8 protein-coding genes are annotated in these 17,795 nt (G+C 53.6%); all 8 read left to right on the forward strand.

Annotated features, from left to right (window positions below; genetic code table 11):
- Positions 1-290 precede the first annotated feature (290 nt).
- Complete coding sequence (locus RXV86_RS21935) at positions 291-5,516, forward strand: DUF4011 domain-containing protein (protein ID WP_316302710.1); 5,226 nt, start codon at positions 291-293, stop codon at positions 5,514-5,516.
- Positions 5,517-5,711: 195 nt separating this feature from the next.
- The gene (locus RXV86_RS21940) at positions 5,712-6,719 is read left to right on the forward strand and encodes a hypothetical protein (protein WP_316302711.1); all 1,008 of its coding nucleotides are present in this window, start codon (positions 5,712-5,714) and stop codon (positions 6,717-6,719) included.
- Positions 6,716-7,003 carry a hypothetical protein gene (locus tag RXV86_RS21945; protein WP_316302712.1) on the forward strand — a complete coding sequence of 96 codons (288 nt, stop codon included), beginning with the start codon at positions 6,716-6,718 and terminating at the stop codon, positions 7,001-7,003. The genes RXV86_RS21940 and RXV86_RS21945 overlap by 4 nt, the downstream gene beginning before the upstream one ends.
- Before the next feature lie 553 nt (positions 7,004-7,556).
- Positions 7,557-7,964, forward strand: coding sequence for a hypothetical protein (locus RXV86_RS21950; protein WP_316302713.1), 408 nt, complete (start codon positions 7,557-7,559; stop codon positions 7,962-7,964).
- Complete coding sequence (locus RXV86_RS21955) at positions 7,957-8,394, forward strand: hypothetical protein (protein WP_316302714.1); 438 nt, start codon at positions 7,957-7,959, stop codon at positions 8,392-8,394. Before RXV86_RS21950 ends, RXV86_RS21955 begins: the two co-directional genes overlap by 8 nt.
- A gap of 312 nt (positions 8,395-8,706) precedes the next feature.
- Positions 8,707-13,263 (forward strand): CHAT domain-containing protein, encoded by a 4,557-nt coding sequence (locus RXV86_RS21960; RefSeq protein WP_316302716.1) that lies wholly within the window; start codon positions 8,707-8,709, stop codon positions 13,261-13,263.
- Positions 13,264-13,732: 469 nt separating this feature from the next.
- The gene (locus RXV86_RS21965) at positions 13,733-15,871 is read left to right on the forward strand and encodes a type IV secretion system DNA-binding domain-containing protein (RefSeq protein WP_316302717.1); all 2,139 of its coding nucleotides are present in this window, start codon (positions 13,733-13,735) and stop codon (positions 15,869-15,871) included.
- A 110-nt stretch (positions 15,872-15,981) separates the two neighbouring features.
- On the forward strand, positions 15,982-17,795 hold a 1,814-nt coding region (locus tag RXV86_RS21970; protein WP_316302718.1), incomplete at its 3' end, for a hypothetical protein.

The raw sequence follows: 17,795 nt of genomic DNA on the forward strand, positions 1-17,795 counted from the left end.
GATGCCGCGCTGGTTGCTGCGGGTTTCTGCATGGTGCGTCAGTTTAACAATCGTTTCCATCGGTCCATCCTCCATTGAACCCCACGAGCGGGGCTTGTGTGAAGAATGTCCGGGCGGAGCGCAAACGATCCCGAACCGCAGCGTAAATGGGCCAACTTCACAGCCGATTTTTGGGCGGCGATTTCGAGCTCGGGTGAGAACGGCGAGAAGAAACCTCATAGTTTTCGGGAGACTCTCACCCGGAGAGGGACATCGCTTACATCGAAACCTCTTTTTGAAGGATCAAGACGATGCCCGACACAGTATACACTCCCGCCGATCACCCTGCACCTGACACCGCCGAAAACTCCCAAGAGCGCAAAGACTCCGATGAAGGCTTTGCGATCGAAGTCAGTACGGTTCCTCAGATGAGCTATGCCCATGTCCAAAACGGCACGCACCTGATCACCCAGATCCAGGTGACGAACAACACCGCACGCGCTTTGGAAGACTTGACCCTTGAGCTGGTAACGCGCCCTGGCGCGCTGCTCCCAGCGACTTGGCATTTGTCGTCGCTGCCAGCATTACAGACGGTCGAAGTTCCGGTCGGGCGATTACATCCCGACCTCGAATTTCTTGATCGCCTGAATGAAACAGAGCGGGGCAACATTGAATTCACCCTGCGGCATGAAGACCAGGTCCTGGCCCGCGACCAGCATTCGATCGAAGTGCTGGCGCGCAACCACTGGGGCGGGATGGCAACGTCAAGCTCTCTGCTTGCCGCCTTTGTTGGGCCAAACGATCCAAGTGTGGTGGCTTTGGTGAAGCGGGCAACGGAAATCCTGAAGTCATCCGGGAACAACCCTTCTCTGAGGGGGTACAAGGATGAGGATCGGGAGCGTGTCACCGAAATCCTGTCGGCCATTTGGTCTGCAATATGTGAGTTGAGCATCGGCTATTCGCTGCATGCACCATCGTTTGAAACGCACGGACAGAAGGTCCGACTTCCAGATCAGATCCGTGCGCGCGGCCTGGCAAATTGCCTGGACATGAGTGTTTTGTTTGCGAGCGCGATTGAGTACGCCGGATTTGATCCGGTCGTCGTTGTTCAAGACACCGAACTTGGTATGCATGCATACACAGGTGTCTGGCTGGAGGAGCAGTCAGCGCCTTCAGTTGTGATCACGTGCCAGGAAGACTTGCGTAAGGCGATGACCGGTGGCCAGTTTGTTGCTTTCGAGTGCACCCTCGCAACGTCGAACTCAACCGGATGCCATTTTCCCGAAGCGATGGAGAGCGGAGAAGCGCATTTGGCATTCGAAGACGGCGACGGTTACTTCGCTGCTGTCGATATCGCCCGCGCGCGCGAGGCAGGGATTAAGCCTATGGCCAGCACGGCCAATACCGGGCCAGAGGATCGCAAAATCCCGCGCGTAAATCTCAGCCCCGGAAAAACCACGCCGCTTCGGCCAAAGTTGCGAACAGAAGAGACTGCTCGCGACGAAACTGGCCGGCTGGATCAATGGCGAAAGAAACTATTGGACCTGTCTCTGCGAAACTCCATGCTCAATCATGATCCGGTGCGGCAAGGGGTTGCGCTACATTGTGTGTCACCTGACTCACTTGTTGACCAGCTGAGCGGTGACGAGGCGCTGAGGTTGAAACCACTTGAAGAGATTTCGGTTCGGAAATCCTCCAAGTCGGCGGGTGCGGGCACCAAACCCACTGCGAAGCTGGTGAACACGTCTTTTGCGAAGGGAGAGCTTCTGACCAGCCTTTCTCGCAAAGAGTTGGACAAACGCACCAAAACGCTTGCCCGAAAATCCCGTAGCGATCTTGCAGAACGCGGCCTTCAGTCTCTCTTTCTCGCCGTGGGCTTTTTGCGTTGGAAAAAGAATGTGGGGGATCGCGACAGTTACCTCGCCCCGCTTGTCTTTGTACCTGTCGCGTTGGAGCGCCGGTCCACCAAGTCCGAGTACAAGTTGCGCCTGCGTGATGACGAGTTGCTGTTCAATGAGACGCTTGTTGAGTTCCTGCAAAGAGATTTCGAGCTGGCCCTTCCTGTTCCTTCTTTCAGTGGGGATCGTGGAAAGCTGGCGGAGGATGTCGAAAACGCGATCGAGACCGTGCGATCCTCGGTCCATGAAGTTGCTGGGCTGGAGATCGTCGAGGCTGTGTCGCTCGGTGCGTTTTCGTTCACCAAGCACAACATGTGGCACGATTTGGGTGAGCGCGCAGCGTCTCTCGGCCAAAGCCGCTTTGTGAACTACCTGATGGAAAGCCCCCCTATTCCTTACAGTGCTTTCCATCCAGATCAGCTCACCTTCAGCGGGCTGGAAAATGGATCCTCAAAGGTCCCACCTTTGATGGCTGACGCTACCCAATCAAAGGCAATCCATGCGGTCGCCGACGGCAAAGATGTGGTAATTGTGGGGCCCCCGGGAACAGGGAAAAGCCAAACCGTTGCAAACATTATTGCTCAAAGCATTGAGGCAGGCCGAAAGGTCCTGTTCGTCGCAGAAAAACCTGCCGCACATGAAGTGGTCCTGCGTCGCCTGGATGCCTTGGGACTGACAACATCCTGCCTGGCCTTGTATACCGGGTCGCAAACCCGAAAGGATGTGATTGAACAGCTGGCGGCAGCCTGGACCAAATCGGCTTACCGGTCCGAAGCCTCGGCGCTCGATGCCGTGGACGCCTATAACAATCAGGAACAAGCGCTGGCGCTCTATACACGCAGTTTGCTTGATCCTGATGAAGCGGGTGTCAGCGTTGGAAATGCCATTGGCCACGTGTTGGCGCATGACGCCCCATTCGAGCTTGAGCTTGAAGAACTGGGGCAATCGTTACCGGGCCTTGATGATTTGGAAGCTTTTTGCGGCCGTGCTGCAGAAGTGTTTGATCACATTAAGGCCTGCGCCCATTTGGAATTGATTTGTGTGCCCAAGTTCACAATTTCCTGGCGTAAGAACCTCGAAGCTGCCGCAATCCACCTGATGACGGCGGCCACCGACCTGGAGGGTACGGCCCTGGACCTTGCGCGGTCTTTTGCCATTCCAATCGACAACGACGTGTCATCGGGTTTGCTCGACCTTTTGGATGCGCTGAACCAGTTACCCAGTGATACCGCCGCCTTTGAAGATGTTCATGTTGTTGCAGAGGCGTTCGACAGCTTTCAGCAATCGGATGATCGAACAATGGATTTGCTTGGGCGGGCCAGCATGTTGCGTGGCTCAATGGGTGCCCAATATGCATCAGAGACGGGAACGCCAATCCCTCTGGATGACTTTGAAAAGCAATGGCGTGAAGCGCAAGCTTCCTTTTGGCCGGCTTCAGTATTGGCCCAATCAAAGGTCCGGCGTTTGCTTCATACCTATTCTGTTTCTGGCACGGCCTGTCCACAGACGGACATACCAGCACTTCAACAGCTGCGGCAGATCAATGCTGAACTGGCCCAAACACCCATCAGCGGCCTCAACCTTTTCGATGGGCTTGATACGGATCCTTCTCAGGTCGCCGGGGTGCTGGAGGCGTCACATAGTCTGCGAGACATCCTGGCCAGCCAGGCGGCCGACGAAAGCCAGCCGAAGACAGAAACACGACTGGATCCCGACGCAGACCTCATCAATGCCTATAGCCGAAGCCGGACCGAGTTTGAGGTGGCGCTGGTCGACTTTAATGGCATAGCAGGTGGAGATCTGGAGTTTGGATCTTTGTCTGACGTCCGTGACAAGGTCACAGGCTTGGGTCTTGAGATGGACCTGGTGCCTTACTGGATCGAGTGGGGCCAGGTCCGGCAGGACGCGGAAGACAATGGGCTGTCTTCGTTTTGCGACGCGCTGACAGAAGGCCAGATTGGCGACCCTATCAAGGATTTCCGAGCAGCTTTCTTTCAAAGCTGGCTACCGCAGAATATTGATGGCAGCGACGTGCTCGGCAACGCATTGAAGATGGCCGGGGACAATGAAGTCGCACGGTTGGCCCGCTCTTTGCGTAAGGCCCGGGCGGAATGCGCGCAAGAGATTGCATTCGCGGCGTCTACCGGGTTGCCCGAGGTTGACAGTGTTGCCCGCAATTCCAGCTTCGGCATACTGCGCCATCAGATGGGCCTCAAACGCCCAAGTTTGCCGATCCGCAACTTGATGGAAAAGATTCCCGACGTTGTGCAGACAGTTACCCCGTGCGTGATGATGTCCCCCATGACGGCCGCACAGTATCTTCCTGCGGACTTTCCTGAATTTGACCTCGTGGTATTTGACGAAGCATCTCAAATCACCCCTTGGGACGCCGTTGGTGCCTTATCACGCGGCAAGCAGGCTGTAATCGTTGGTGATCCGCAGCAGCTGCCGCCCACTCGGTTCTTCGAACGCAGTTTTGAGGAACCGGAAGGCCAGGAGCTACACGAAAGTGATCTTGGCAGTGTGCTGGATGAAGCCATGGCGACAGGTTTGCCAGCCTGCACATTGGACTGGCACTATCGCAGTCGCGATGAAGGGCTGATAGCGTTTTCAAACCAGCACTACTATGAAAACCGCCTGCTTACCTTCCCGTCGGTTGCTCGGGTCTCATCCGCGTTGCGCCTTCACAGTGCTGGCGGAACGTATGGGCGCGGCCGTTCAAGAACAAACCCGGTCGAAGCGAAGCTCATTGTTCGAAAAGCCGTTGGCCTGATGGAAGAATGGGCTTTGCTGCCTGAGGCTGATCGTCCCACCCTCGGCATCATCACGTTCAATGCGCCTCAACAGGAACTGATCCAGGACTTGTTGGAGCAGGAGCGTGCTGACAACCAAAGTCTGAACTGGTTTTTTGACGATGCGCGCGTTGAGCCTGTGATCGTTCGCAACCTGGAAAACATCCAGGGTGATGAGCGGGATGTGATCTTGTTTTCGGTTACATTCGGACCGGATAGCACAGGTAAGGTCGCGATGACTTTCGGGGCCTTGAGCGCTGCCGGTGGGGAAAAGCGGCTCAACGTGGCCATCACGCGTGCTCGCTCGGAAATGCACGTGTTTGCGTCTCTTCGACCTGGTGACATTGACCCGGAACGCACCAATAGCCGAGGTGCACATCATTTGCGTGCATTCCTTGAGTTTGCAGCGACCCGCCCCGGATCGGACCAAAGGAAAGTGGGCGACGGTTCGCCAAGCGCGCCAAATGCCTTTGCGGAGGCCGTGGCAACGGCTCTTGAAGCTCGCGGTTGGCAGGTCAGGCGGTCTTTGGGGACATCTGGATTGGGCGCTGACCTTGCGATTGAACACCCGCATGATCCCGAGGTGTACCTCGCGGCCATTTTGACCGATCAAACCGCGGAAGATGCATCTGTTTCTGTGACCGACCTTTATGTGACACGCGATCAGGTCCTTACAAACCTCGGATGGACCACGTTCAGGATCTGGTCTTTGCAGTGGTATCTTGACCCTGCCAAGAGCCTTGATCGTCTGGATGCCCAATTGCGGCATCTGCGGGATGCTTCGAGCCATCGCCATCGTCACGACTATCCGATTGCGGACGATGGTCAGGTTGCCCGGATCCATTGAGGGTTGAGCGTGGGGTGGCCGCTATGGCCACCTCACGGTTCTTTGCGCATTCTTAAAACTTTTTTCGGGATGACTGGATTTTCGAGCGGACGTCACCTTCGAGAGCCATCCAGAACCACCTGGGAGATCCAGGCTACGGGTGGCCTTCCCGCAAAGAACCTTCCTCTTGCGGGTCACCTCAACGGAGTAAGACCGATGAAAAACACTTACTTGAAATCCCTCTTCACCGGAACGGCAATCGCTCTCGTGATTACCGGTCCATTGTCCGTAACCTACGCTGCAGCCCAGACGACCGGGCAGGGCCAATTTGCGGTCCGGGAAGACCCGGATCCCTCTGCGATCAAGGCGGCTCTTGAAGAGCGTGTGGCCAAGGAAGCCGGTGCTCTTGGTGCGCTCGCATCCGAATTGATCGAGACGCAACAGGACCGTGTGGCCTGTCAACGCAATGTTGAGACCCGCGGTGTCCAGGCTGATAGCCATATTCCCGATCTTCTCAACTGCTTTGTCGATCAAGCCATGAGCAATCACGTGCATCTCGGCGAGGCGGCGGAAATTGTCGGGAATACAACCGTTATCCTCTCTGATGGCTCGCGTCAGTACGCTGAATTGGCAGAAGCCAAGCAGAAGGAAGCGGCTGAGACCCAGTCCCAGATTGATCAGTTGGAAGCCGACGCTGCTCAGGCTTCGCAACGCATGCAGCGCGTGAAAGACTTCGTCCTCGCCAATGGTCAGCTTCAGGGTGACGAGTATTTCGAAGCCAAAGGGCTGGCGGAAGAATGGCGGCATCTCAAATCCAGAGAAGGCCATCTTAAGAAGATGTTTGACCTTCGCCAGAAGGCTTACGAGCGCTTTGCGAAAGTCTCTGGCGTGTTCCAGGTGGCGGCCAAGAACACGGCGCTCGTCCAATCGGAGCTTCAGCACCGCGCGACGGAAGAGAACTTCTATGTCGCGCAGGTCAATGAAGCTGCCACCGTTGAAATGGCCTTGGTGCAGACAGATCATGTCATCACTGGCGTTGTTCGCATGACCAGTTCGATAAACGCCGTGCGTGATGCGATGCACCAGTCTGAAGGTGAGCGCCTAGAAGCTTCCGTGACGGGCGAGAGCCCTGCGACAAACCTGTCGCCTCTGTTTGAAGACGGTGGTGACCAGGCGGCCCTGGCTGACTTCTTCCGCAATTTTGACGGGGGGGTGGGACAATGACCTATTCACCGAAAATGAGCCCGGGTTTCCTGTCTGCTTTTGCAGCACCCTTCATCGCGCTCTTGATCACAGTCGGCCTGATGTCGCTCTCAAGCAAACCCGAGCATCCGCCCAAAGTGACAGTTGAGTCTGCACAAACGGGACGAGATCGAACCATCCTCGCAACCATTGAGCAATTGCAAAGTCTTCAGGTTTCTCTTGAAGACTTGAGCGAAGGTGGAACCAGTGAGGTGATCAGGCAGCCTGTATTCACGGCGCCAAATCAGGGAGGGGTGGGCCAATGACCTGCAGATCCCTGATCCTTACCGCAGCATGTTGTGTGATGCCTGTCGGCTTTGCAGCGGCAGAAGGTAGCTCGGAAAGCCTCAAGGCTGTCGCAGAACGGCTTCTGAACCCTGGTTCGTCCTTGTCGCTTCCAGGTGTTGAAACTGGCGGGGAAAGCGGTGGCGTCAGGACCCCTGATGCCAAGCCTTCCGATCCGGTCGAAGGTCCGGCTGTCAAGAGCTTTGAAGACCTCGCGCACCACACTGGAACGTGGCTGCAAACTCAAGACAAACCAATGTCGTCAGCCACCTGGCTGACTGACACGCAGTCCCGCTTTGACACTCTGTTTCCGAAACGCCCACCGCTGGGCACAGGGGACACAGTTGAAAGTGGCGCCGGGGCGGGGTCTGCCGGCGTGCCAAACCCCTGTGGCCCATCCCCCTGAGGGCGCAAACCAAAGCACCATCCCGGGCCTCCTCCAGAGGCCCGGGCAAACCAAGGCAGATGTCGGTCGGGATAGATCCTGGCCGATGCGGACCTCAGCACCATAAAGATCACCAAAGGATTAAGGCCATGACCCTGGAAACCTATATCCCCGAGTTATTCAGCGCAGCCGGATCTGCGATACGCGATTTGTTTGCGCCCCCATTGTTGGCGGCATACCTTCTTGGTGTACTCGCAACCCTGTCGCAAGCCCGGTTGTTGACCCTGGCTATCGTCATACTCGCGTTTGCAGACCTGGCAAGCCGCGTAGGCCTTGTTGAGACCACACCCCTTGCTCTGTTCGTGATGTGCCTCGTCCTGGCACTGATCGGCGTTCTTCAGGCCGTTCTTCATGCCCTGCTGGGGCCGGAAGGCGCCCCGGCCGCCCTGTCGACTTTAACCATGTCAATGCTGTCAGGCGCGGTGTTCCTGCTTTGGAGCGGGCCACGTCGCTTGTTGACGGGAAACGAGCCAAGAGAGGATGAATCCAATGTCTGAGGTCATTCAAACCACCGGTCTCAATTTCGATGTGGCATCCGTTGCATCCGGAGCATTGTTTGCCATCATGATGGCGTCGTTTCTGCGGATCCGCGAAGTGGCAATCTTGGTCGCCGTGTCGATCTCGGCCATTCTAATCTGGCACCTGTTTGACGGCGGCGGCCCCGGCGTGACGCGGCTGTTGAACACCGCCGTTCGGTACCTGACCATCACCGCGTCAACCGGGTTCTTGACGGGGTTCTTCCTGGGCAAATCCCTGATGGCGCTCATCGATGGGCTGAACGGCGCAAAGTCGCTTCAGCAACAGTTTGTCAATCGTAGGCGTCACAAGGCGCGAAATCGGCATCAGCGGAAACCTGGGCGTAAACCACAAAGTCGATCTGGGAACCCCGGGCGTCGGAGCCGCAAGCGGAGCCCACAAAAGCACTAACAAACTTCGGGCTGCCCGGCGACGCGGCTGGCGTGGCTGGGCAGTCCGTTCTAACGTCGAGGCGTGAGACATCGCCAACAGGCAAAAGGCAGCATCAATGACCGACATGGATGGCTTCAAGAGCAGACAGACGGTTTTACTGCAGGAGTTAGAACCCTTGGAGAGGCTCCCGTTTTGCGCGAGGCAATTCCACGTGTTCTCCCCATGCAGGGCGGGCAAAATTCGCGCACAACGTACAGCCTCTTTTCGCTTACTATTTTGGACGAACAAAAGCTTTGCTGCATGGATTAAATGTAAAAGGAACTTGACCACATGATCAAATCTCCGATCACTAGATCAATAGAGTCGAGTGCACTTATACGCGAATTGCGGACACTGTCCTATAACGGCGAATGGGAGGAAATTGAGTGTCTGGCTTCGGTCGCACTGGCCAACATAAACCAAGTGAGCATCAAAGATCGAAGTACGGAAGCTATCCACAAAGCTCGATTACTAGTTTTTCTTTCACGGGCGAAGATCGTAATGGAAAACGACGCATCTTCCACCGAATTGCTCAACCAAGCGGAAGAGATTTTGGAAAAAGCTTCCACACGCGACAGAAAATCTCTCAACTTTGAACAGGCGCAGCTTTTTATGGCGCGCGCTGCCGCATCCAAAAGGACCGGAGACTTTCCTGGAGCTTTCGAAAACTACACTATTGCAGAAAGCTATTTGACAAAAATACAGCCAGAAAGTTGCCCAGAAGTTGAACAGGAAATAGCAAGGCTCCATTACCAACAGGCAAACGCACTTATCAGAGCGAACGAACCGCAAACTGCTTTGCTCGCTCTCACGAAAATGGATGAAGTTATTTGTAGAAACGTAAAGGGTAATGAAAGCTCAGTGTGGAACACCTGGCAAGTGCGTTGCTCCACAGAACGCGGTCGAGCGCTATCTCAACAAAATAAACACCAAGATGCGCTTGAGTCGTTAAGCAGTGCATTATCCGTGCTGGAATTGATTCCTCGAAAGGAAAGAATCTCCCTAATTGCAACTCACGCGGTAATATATATTGAACGCGGAAAAATATTGGGGAAAAAGGGTGAATTTCAGCCCTCATTGGACGCGTTTAATTGCAGCTTAGGGGTGGCAAACAAATCAAAGTCCGCAAACAAGCTGCCAATTATTCATTTGCGAGCAAGTGCACTTAAGGGCCGTGGGATAGCGCTTGCCAAAATCGGAAAGCTCAACGAATCGCTAACTTCATTTAGAAAGTCAGACAGGATAATCAGAAGCCATCCAAGCAAAAAACTGCCAGAAATGGTTGCCTATCGATTGGACATTCTTCGACTTATTGGCGCAACGCACTATAGAACAAGAAACTACAAAAAGGCGCTATCGTCAATAACCAAAGCACTTAAGTTCATAAAGGCTTCCCCCAAACAAGACAATCCAGCTGTCACGTATAATTTGCGGGATTGCTACATGATAAGAGTGGACGCTTCTATCAAGTTAAATGAACCCAAGAAAGCGTTAAAAGATCTTCACAAGGTCAGAAAACTTATAACGAGTGACAATTTTCAAAAGAGTGATGATTTGGATTTATGGATTGTCGATGTGAACAGAAGAATTGCTGGTGTTTCGATAGCATTGAACCGACCTAATCATGCCCTAAATGCGTCAAAAAATGCGCTATCGCACATTGACGAAAATTGGCTGATGGATAGCCGGCAAAATGCATCCAAATATGCCCATATTCGATTGCTGCGTGGTGTTGCTTATCACAAAAACGAATCTTTTCGTAAATCGCTTCGAGAACTGGAAATAGCACGAGAGTACTACACGGGAGAACGGCATGCCGATGAACCTGGGGGCGAAGAGAAGTTGGAAATTTTGTGGACCACCTTGGCAAATGTGTATTTTGGACTTGGGATGCATGACGACGCGCTGAAAGCAATTCGAGCGGTGCCAATTGATTTCAGGGATTCAAAGCAAAAATCTATGGTGCGACTTGCAGTACGTAAGGCTCGACTACTGCAAATAAAATCTCAAATCCACAAGATAAATGAAGATTATGTCACCGCCAATAGCGCAATTGAGGAAGCGCATTCAGCTCTACTTGAAGTGGCGGATCAAAAATGTGATGAGATAAACGAATTACTTTTGAAAAATTTATCGATAAAGGCCGCAATTTCTTTGGATGAAGGCGACTTGTTGAATTTCCAAAATATTTACAGGACCTCAATTCCCCTACTTCCAAGAATCAAACACAAACGTGACGTTTGGCTGTCGGCACGTGTGCAATTTTCCATACATCGCGTGCGTTCATTCACATTGCGCGATCAGTTCTCTCTCGCTCTTGAAGAGTGCAATGAATTACTGTCCATTTTGAAGAATGATAGTACGTTATCGGGAAGTTCAAAAAAATTTGTCGCGTCACTCGAAATTAAAAGATCGCAAATTTTTTTGCGTATGGGTCAATGTGAAAAAGCAGTTTCGGCATGCAATGCCTCTTTGAATGCTCTTAAGGCGTTTAGTTGCGGTGAAAACGCGGAAGTCGATCGCCTGAGGGCTATTTGCAGAAGGTGGAAGTCAATTGCACTAAAGGGAAATGGTGAATATTCAGAATCGGTTCAAACAATCAATGAAGCTCTTTGCGATCTGAATAATGCGAATGTTCGAGCAATCCGTTGGCTTGATTGGACAAGAGCTTATCTTCTCGCTGAACGCGCGAATATTCTACAGATTTTGGATGGTGTTGCGCATCGCGAGGAGATTTTTGATGACTTAAAGTCCGCTGAGAAGTTGTTGGACAGCGGTTATGTAGGATTTAGTCTAGACAGTCAGTTTTTGCGCTTCCTTGTTTACGCTTTGCTTTCCAACCATTTTGATACAATGAGCAATATGGAGGTTTGGACAAGATTTGCCAGTCAAAAAATGACTGAAGTCTTGGAGCTATCAGTACCTGAAATCTCTAAGAGTTCGACCTGGCTCTCGATGCGTAAATTTTTCGTTGGTTTTCACACGAATTGGTTTCGGTACTGCTTTAGTGCGAGGAAATTGAGTATGGTCCCTGAAGCTCTCATCGCAATTCAAGGGCGTGAAATTGTTGCAGAAGCTCTGGATCAGTTGTCCCTGAATAAGGGAGATTTGCGCGATACCGAGCTTGGGGCCTTCCAAAAAGCGAGGAATAATCTGCGCGAAATGCTTTCTCAAAATCAGGGTTTCGATTTTGACACAAATATTTCAACTGCCGAGCTTGAATCGAAGAAAGCCACGTACTTAAAAAAGCATGGTGAATTGCGGAAGCTTCGCGAAGCGGCGCGCCGACATCCAGGGTTTGAGATTTTGAGTTTTTCGAATCAATCGATTCGCGTTGCCGATTTACAAAGTAGCTTGGGGAGTGACGAGGCATTGCTAGTGCTGATAAATCAGCACAATCAAAAAGGTCATCATGTTGGCGCTCACGCGCTTGTTTTCAAGCCAAATACAGCCATATATCTTTCTGCAGATGGTCTACTCAAATCGGCTTCAGCTATTCAATCACTGTGTGCTGAGCTTCTTTCGAGGAGCTCTAGCGGGCGTGGATACCGCGTCAACGGGTTCGATTATGGTCGGAACAATCTTGAGGGAGACGGCACTCGAAATGTGTCTAGAAACAGTTCTTCGACAATAAGCGCATACAAGCGTACAAAATACGCGATGGAAATGTATGGGCTCAATGTCGGCGAGCCTGCATTTCCAGACCCAGAAGCAGAAACCCCCTATTTAAGTCAGTTTTGGCCGACGCTTGAAGAGCTTCAGAAGGAGGTTCTCTGGTCCAGGCTGGCACCGCATCTGAAAGGGGTGCGCCGGGTGATTGGTATTACCCATGGCTCGCTGCATCTCGTGGGCCTGACAGCGGGAGCCCCTGAGGATCTGGAGATCGTGCAATACCCGGGCCTGGTGTTCTTCGCCCTGAAGCGTGGGCTTTTTGACAAACAGAGTGTTTCAGCATCACTTGCGGTCACGAAGCAGGGAACTCCCCGTCGCATCGGCGTTCTGAGCCATGATGATGGGAACATCCCTCTTGCCGCGGCCGAGGGGGATGCGGTCAGCGCTATGTGGCAGGCAGCAGGTGGGGCCGAGGTGACCTTCCCGGCGCTCTGGCCGGCGGGACCGACACTCGACTACCTGCATGTGGCCAGCCATGGCGACACGCCTGACACCGGCCCGGTGATCCTGCTGGGTCCCGGCAGGACGATCGACGAGGCAACCGTGTCCGAGGGGCCGGTTGCCGACGTGGTCTTTCTCAATATCTGCCTGGGAGGGCATAGTGCGGATCGCCCCCTGGACGGATCACCCTCGGGGCTTGTCTCCGGGTTTTTGCGGCGCGGCACCCAGGTTGTGATTGCAGCACTGCCGCCGGTGCCGGACTTCTGGGCCTATGTGTTGAGCCTGATCGTGACCGATGAGTTGATCGCAGGGGAACCCCGGGCTGAGGCAGCGTTGGCGCGGGCCAAGGCGCGCCTGGCAAACGGGGATTGGCCGGAGGGCACCGAAGCCCGGCTGCGGGACGGGTTCGAGGCCCGGGTGCTGCCGCAGATCCGCAACCATGTGAAAGACAGCATGACCTTCATGGAGAATGACCTGGAGCACTGCATGACCAGCCTGCGCCGGATCTCCCCCTGGTGGTTGGAAGAGGCCACGCTGGACGAGCTGGAAGACGTGCTAGACACCACCCCGGTGGATCAGCGCATGGCCACGGCCAGGGATATCCTGACCCGCAACGCCACCCGCCTGCTGGACCATGCCATCGCCACGCGCGCACCGCCCCCCCTCGAACTCGGACTGCTCAAACACGGCATGATCGCATTCGGAGAAACCGCCAAGACTAACACGCTGCACTAAGCTAGGGGCGCGGCGCCCCGCTGCAACCGGGGCACCACATCATCGGGAGCTTCTGCCCGGCCACCGGACATCCCTTGCACAGATCCCGTTTGCGGGCTGCGACCGAGGGTGGACTGAAGGAGCCGAGTGGCAACCTCACACGCCATGCGTGCCCCCCATGGCCCAATGCGGCACTGCGGCAGAGTACGTGGGTCGCTGGAAGTCAGCCGGCACCATATCCCCACTGCAAAAAAATTCGAAAACCTCCGGGAACTATCCGCAGGGGACCGGACGTCTCTTCCGAGTGCCGCGTGGGAAGTGCTCTCGTTACCGCCCACAGAGCAAAACACAGCGATACCAAGAAACCGGCCGGGGTACAGCCAGTCCAATCAATGCCAGAAAACTCGACCACATCATTCAGCCGATGGAGGCTCTTATGCCCAAAGATCACGTTTCCCCGCCTCTCACATGCGAAGCTGTCCATTCGAATATGCGCACTGGAAAAGAGCAAGCTTCGATCGCTTTCGAGCTTGTTCAGAGTGACAGCGAGACCCATGCTCGACGACCGGCCCTTTCAGCGCTGACCTCCTTCGTGTCAGCTCTTTCTTCGGGCAGTTCGCTACGCCTCAGGTTCCACTGGGGAACCCGCGAAGGAAACTCGTTTCGGGTGACGGCCATGCTCGCAGGCAGCACCCTTGATGAGTTTGACCGTCATGCGGTTGAGCTGGGGTCGGCCATCCATGCCAGCTTCCCTGGGTATTCAGCCATCGCGGTGGAAGAAACCGAGACAGCTAATGAATGCAGCTTGAAAAACCAATCTCGACTGTATCCGCCAGCAATGACACCGACGGAATACCTGGCTGAAGCACTCCGGCAAAATACGAAGGTATTTTCGGAGCCTCGTGCTGTCAGCGAGTTTGCTCCGAGGAGGTTGGTGCTTCCCCATCCCATGTGCTCCTGGGTGCGGATCGATCACCTTGCAAATCAGCTGGCAACTGTTGGCAAGCCGTTTGTCCTTGAAGTCGTCCTCTCATCGATCGCCCTGACGGCTGCAGATCTGCGAACGCTGAGCATTCTGAATGGCAGTCTAAGTGCACGGATGTCTGAAGATTTTCTGCACTATCCGGACCTTCAGCAGTTACATCGGTGCTCCACCTGGCTGAATGCGTGGCAGATTCAAAAAAGCGGTGTGTCTGCGGAAGTCTATTTGAGCGGGGAATCTGACTTCGCGCCTTGGCAGCTATCCACGCTCAGCGAAGAAACGTTCGGAAATTCTGGCACCACTGATGCGGCCAAATTCGACCCCGAGATGAATCTATCGATTGCTGTTCCGCGAGGAACACGCTCATGCCTTGTGTTTCCTCAGAAAACGTCTCTTTTGAAGCTGGAATCCTACGCCGCTGCGCGCCGGTTTTCTGCTGCGCAACTCGAAGGTACGAAGATCGGAACGACACGTGCAAACCTTTCCGTGTCTCTGGCGGACAAGAGCAGAGGTCAGCATGTCTACCTCTGCGGTGGCACCGGCACCGGTAAATCAAGCGCCCTGGAAAACATGATCTTGCAGGACATCCGAAATGGATACGGTGTCGGCCTGATTGACCCGCACGGTGACTCGGCGACCCGCATTTTTAGTCGTTTGAGTGCCCAAGATCTCGACCGTACAACCTTCGCCAACCTGGCAGATCCCAATCATGGCTTCAGTCTAAACATACTTGAGAATGAAGGGTTGCCCGAGGCGGCACATAGCAATTTCGTTTGCAATCAATTGATCTCAACATTCAAACGTGTCCTTTACCGGGATGTGCATGAGGCGTTTGGGCCAATGTTCGAAACTTACTATAAGTTCAGTCTCACTTTGCTGATGAGATCAGGAAGAGAGCAGGTAAATCTGGCCGACCTCGATCGTGTGTTTTCTGACAGGAAGTGGCGTCAGGAACTTATAGCAAACTGCACAGACGAACACACAGTGCGGTTTTGGAAAGGCATTGCCGAGCGCGTTACCCATTCAGACATCTCGCTGGACAACATCGCGCCGTATATCCTGTCGAAGCAGACAAGTATGACCGCCAACCCGGTTCTGAGGCCGATCCTTTGCGCCCCCACCTCGTCGATCCGGTTTTTTGACGCCATGCAAAACGGAAAGGTGTTCCTTGCCAACCTGGCAAAGGGAACACTTGGCGATATGGACAGTTCTCTGGTCGGTTCCTTGCTCTTGACGAAAATATTTGCGGCCGCACTTCGGCGTGCGGCCTTGCCTCCTTCTGAACGACGCCCGTTCAGACTGTATCTCGATGAAGTGCAGGCTTACTCCAGCGAACTGGTGAGCAGCATGCTGTCGGAAGGTCGGAAGTTCGGTTTGGAACTCACCCTGGCCAACCAATCCATCAGCCAGGTTGACGGCCGAAACCACAAAGATGATATCGCTCACGCCATCCTGGCGAATTCGGGAACTGTCATCTCCTTCCGGCAGGGGCCTGTGGACGCCGCCCTGATGAGCCGTTGGATGGGAACAGATGTTAGTGCGCGCGAATTGGCGGAGTTGCCGAACTATGAGGCGGTCGGACGAATGGCTGCGCCCGATGGGGCGCCAGTGGTCAGGCGGTTTCAAACGCTATGCCCGAGTGCGTAGTCAAGAAAACCTAGCCTTCCGCGTAACCGCCTGCTCACGGCTGGTGTGGTGGGCTAGTTCACCCTAACGTATCGGCGTGAGAGATCGCCGATAAGAATAGGACAGCATCAATGGCCGATATGGATAACTTCAAGAGCAGGTTAACTGCTCTTCTGGAGGAATTGGAAGAACTCAGCGACATGCGTGATTGGAGCACCGTATTGAGGCTTTCACAGCCAGCGCTCCGCGAAAGCTTGGCCAAAAAACCCAAAGATCAATCGCATATTTTGAGGGAAGTGTTGTTGCTCGCCTGGAATTGCTCGGGAGCGGCGATGGCGCTTCATAGGTGGAGCGAGGCTTTATCCTTTCAAACCATCGTTTTGGAAAAACTACGAAAAATCGAAGTGGAGTTAGACCGTGAATCTTGGTTGTTTTTAAATGCAAAGGCTTTCCACGCCCGGGGATCTTCAAAAAGTAACTTGGGCCGGAAAGCGGAGGCCATCTCCGATTTTCTGGTTTCCGAAAAGCAGTACGAGCAGTTCTCCGATAGCTACCAAGAAGTCTCAATTGATCAGGAGCGGGTCAATCTGCTTATTGATTTTGGCAAAACACTATTTTCGTTGAATGAAATTGAAGACGCTCGGGGCAAGTTTCGCCTAGCCCAAAAGCTTCTTGAAAAAAACTCAGGTACACTCACGCCAACTCAAGCGCGTATCTCAGTCGAAATATTAATTCACTTGAGTAGATGTCACGAGCATTTTCGGGAGTTCAGAAAAGCAGCTGAACAATTGGAATCTGCGATCAAACTAATATCCGATCATGGCTATTCAGATGTCACAGAGTTCATGCAACTTTTGAAGATGGCGAAAGCTCAGTTGGCTATCTACTACAGAACTCTTGGTAACACGGCAAAAACTCATGATCTCTATGCCCAGATTGTCGCGAAATCCGACAGCATGGACAGAACCCCCAGGGGTTTCGGTGGCGCTAACTGGAGGAGATTGGGAAGGAGGGCTGAAGAATTACTGCCATTTGCAGTCTCTGCGGATGAGGAAGGAAAAACGATCGAATCATTGAAAATCACCGAAAAAATTTTGGACCTTTTGAAGAGAGCCCAACAGGTGAAACCGAATGCTTTCAACAAAGTGAAAGCAATGAGCTTGGTCAATCAAGGTTTATTACTGGAACGACTTGGAGAGAATAGCGCAGCTCGGTCCTCATACGAACGCGCCCGGCGTGTGTTCCGTTCGGACAACGTGAAGGCAGACCCAGAAATGGATGCTCATCATGTGCGGCTAGAAATAAACTGGGGTGTATTGTGCGACATAGATGGAGATGAGCACGAGAGAGAGGAGGCATATAGAAACGCAGAAGAAATCTTGGGGCGCCGCAGGATGGACATCGAGGACTTTTACTCGCTATCTGCCACCCTTTATCTTAACAAGGGAGCATTTCGGAGAAGGTCCGGGCAGCTGTCAGAGGCTCTCGAACTCTTAAATCTTGCTAAAGATGCGCTGCAACACGACTCTCTTTCAGGAAGTATTTTTGAACACAAAAAGCTTGCCACAGTACATATGAACCGGGGATTGGTTTTTCTTGATCTTGGCACGAATGTGGTGGGCGATAATCGGGTGCCTGATGCGTTGTTGGAGTTTGGGAAGGCTGAAAAACTTTTAGAAAAAACTCAATTCAGAAACTCGGTTCGCCATCAGAACAAACTGTTAAATGTTTGGTTGCCTCTCTCCGACCTCCTCGCCTACATTTCGGATCCCCACGTTTGGGCCCGGGGCAAGAGCGGTCGGATGGTGGAGATGCTGGAGCTATCACCTCCGGAGGCGGGCCTTGGCAGTGCCTGGGGCGAGATGCGGGGTCACTTCGCGGAGTTTCATGCCAACTGGCTGCAGTTCTGCCTCGACAATGGCGATCACGAGGTCATCCCGGAAGT

This window comes from Aliisedimentitalea sp. MJ-SS2 (assembly GCF_032586155.1).
GTDB lineage: Bacteria > Pseudomonadota > Alphaproteobacteria > Rhodobacterales > Rhodobacteraceae > JAWHTC01.

Coding starts and splice junctions, on each gene's coding strand:
- RXV86_RS21965 (WP_316302717.1), top strand. CDS start 13,733: ATGCGCACTGGAAAAGAGCAAGCTTCGATCGCTTTCGAGCTTGTTCAG.
- RXV86_RS21960 (WP_316302716.1), top strand. CDS start 8,707: ATGATCAAATCTCCGATCACTAGATCAATAGAGTCGAGTGCACTTATA.
- RXV86_RS21935 (WP_316302710.1), top strand. CDS start 291: ATGCCCGACACAGTATACACTCCCGCCGATCACCCTGCACCTGACACC.
- RXV86_RS21955 (WP_316302714.1), top strand. CDS start 7,957: ATGTCTGAGGTCATTCAAACCACCGGTCTCAATTTCGATGTGGCATCC.
- RXV86_RS21940 (WP_316302711.1), top strand. CDS start 5,712: ATGAAAAACACTTACTTGAAATCCCTCTTCACCGGAACGGCAATCGCT.
- RXV86_RS21945 (WP_316302712.1), top strand. CDS start 6,716: ATGACCTATTCACCGAAAATGAGCCCGGGTTTCCTGTCTGCTTTTGCA.
- RXV86_RS21950 (WP_316302713.1), top strand. CDS start 7,557: ATGACCCTGGAAACCTATATCCCCGAGTTATTCAGCGCAGCCGGATCT.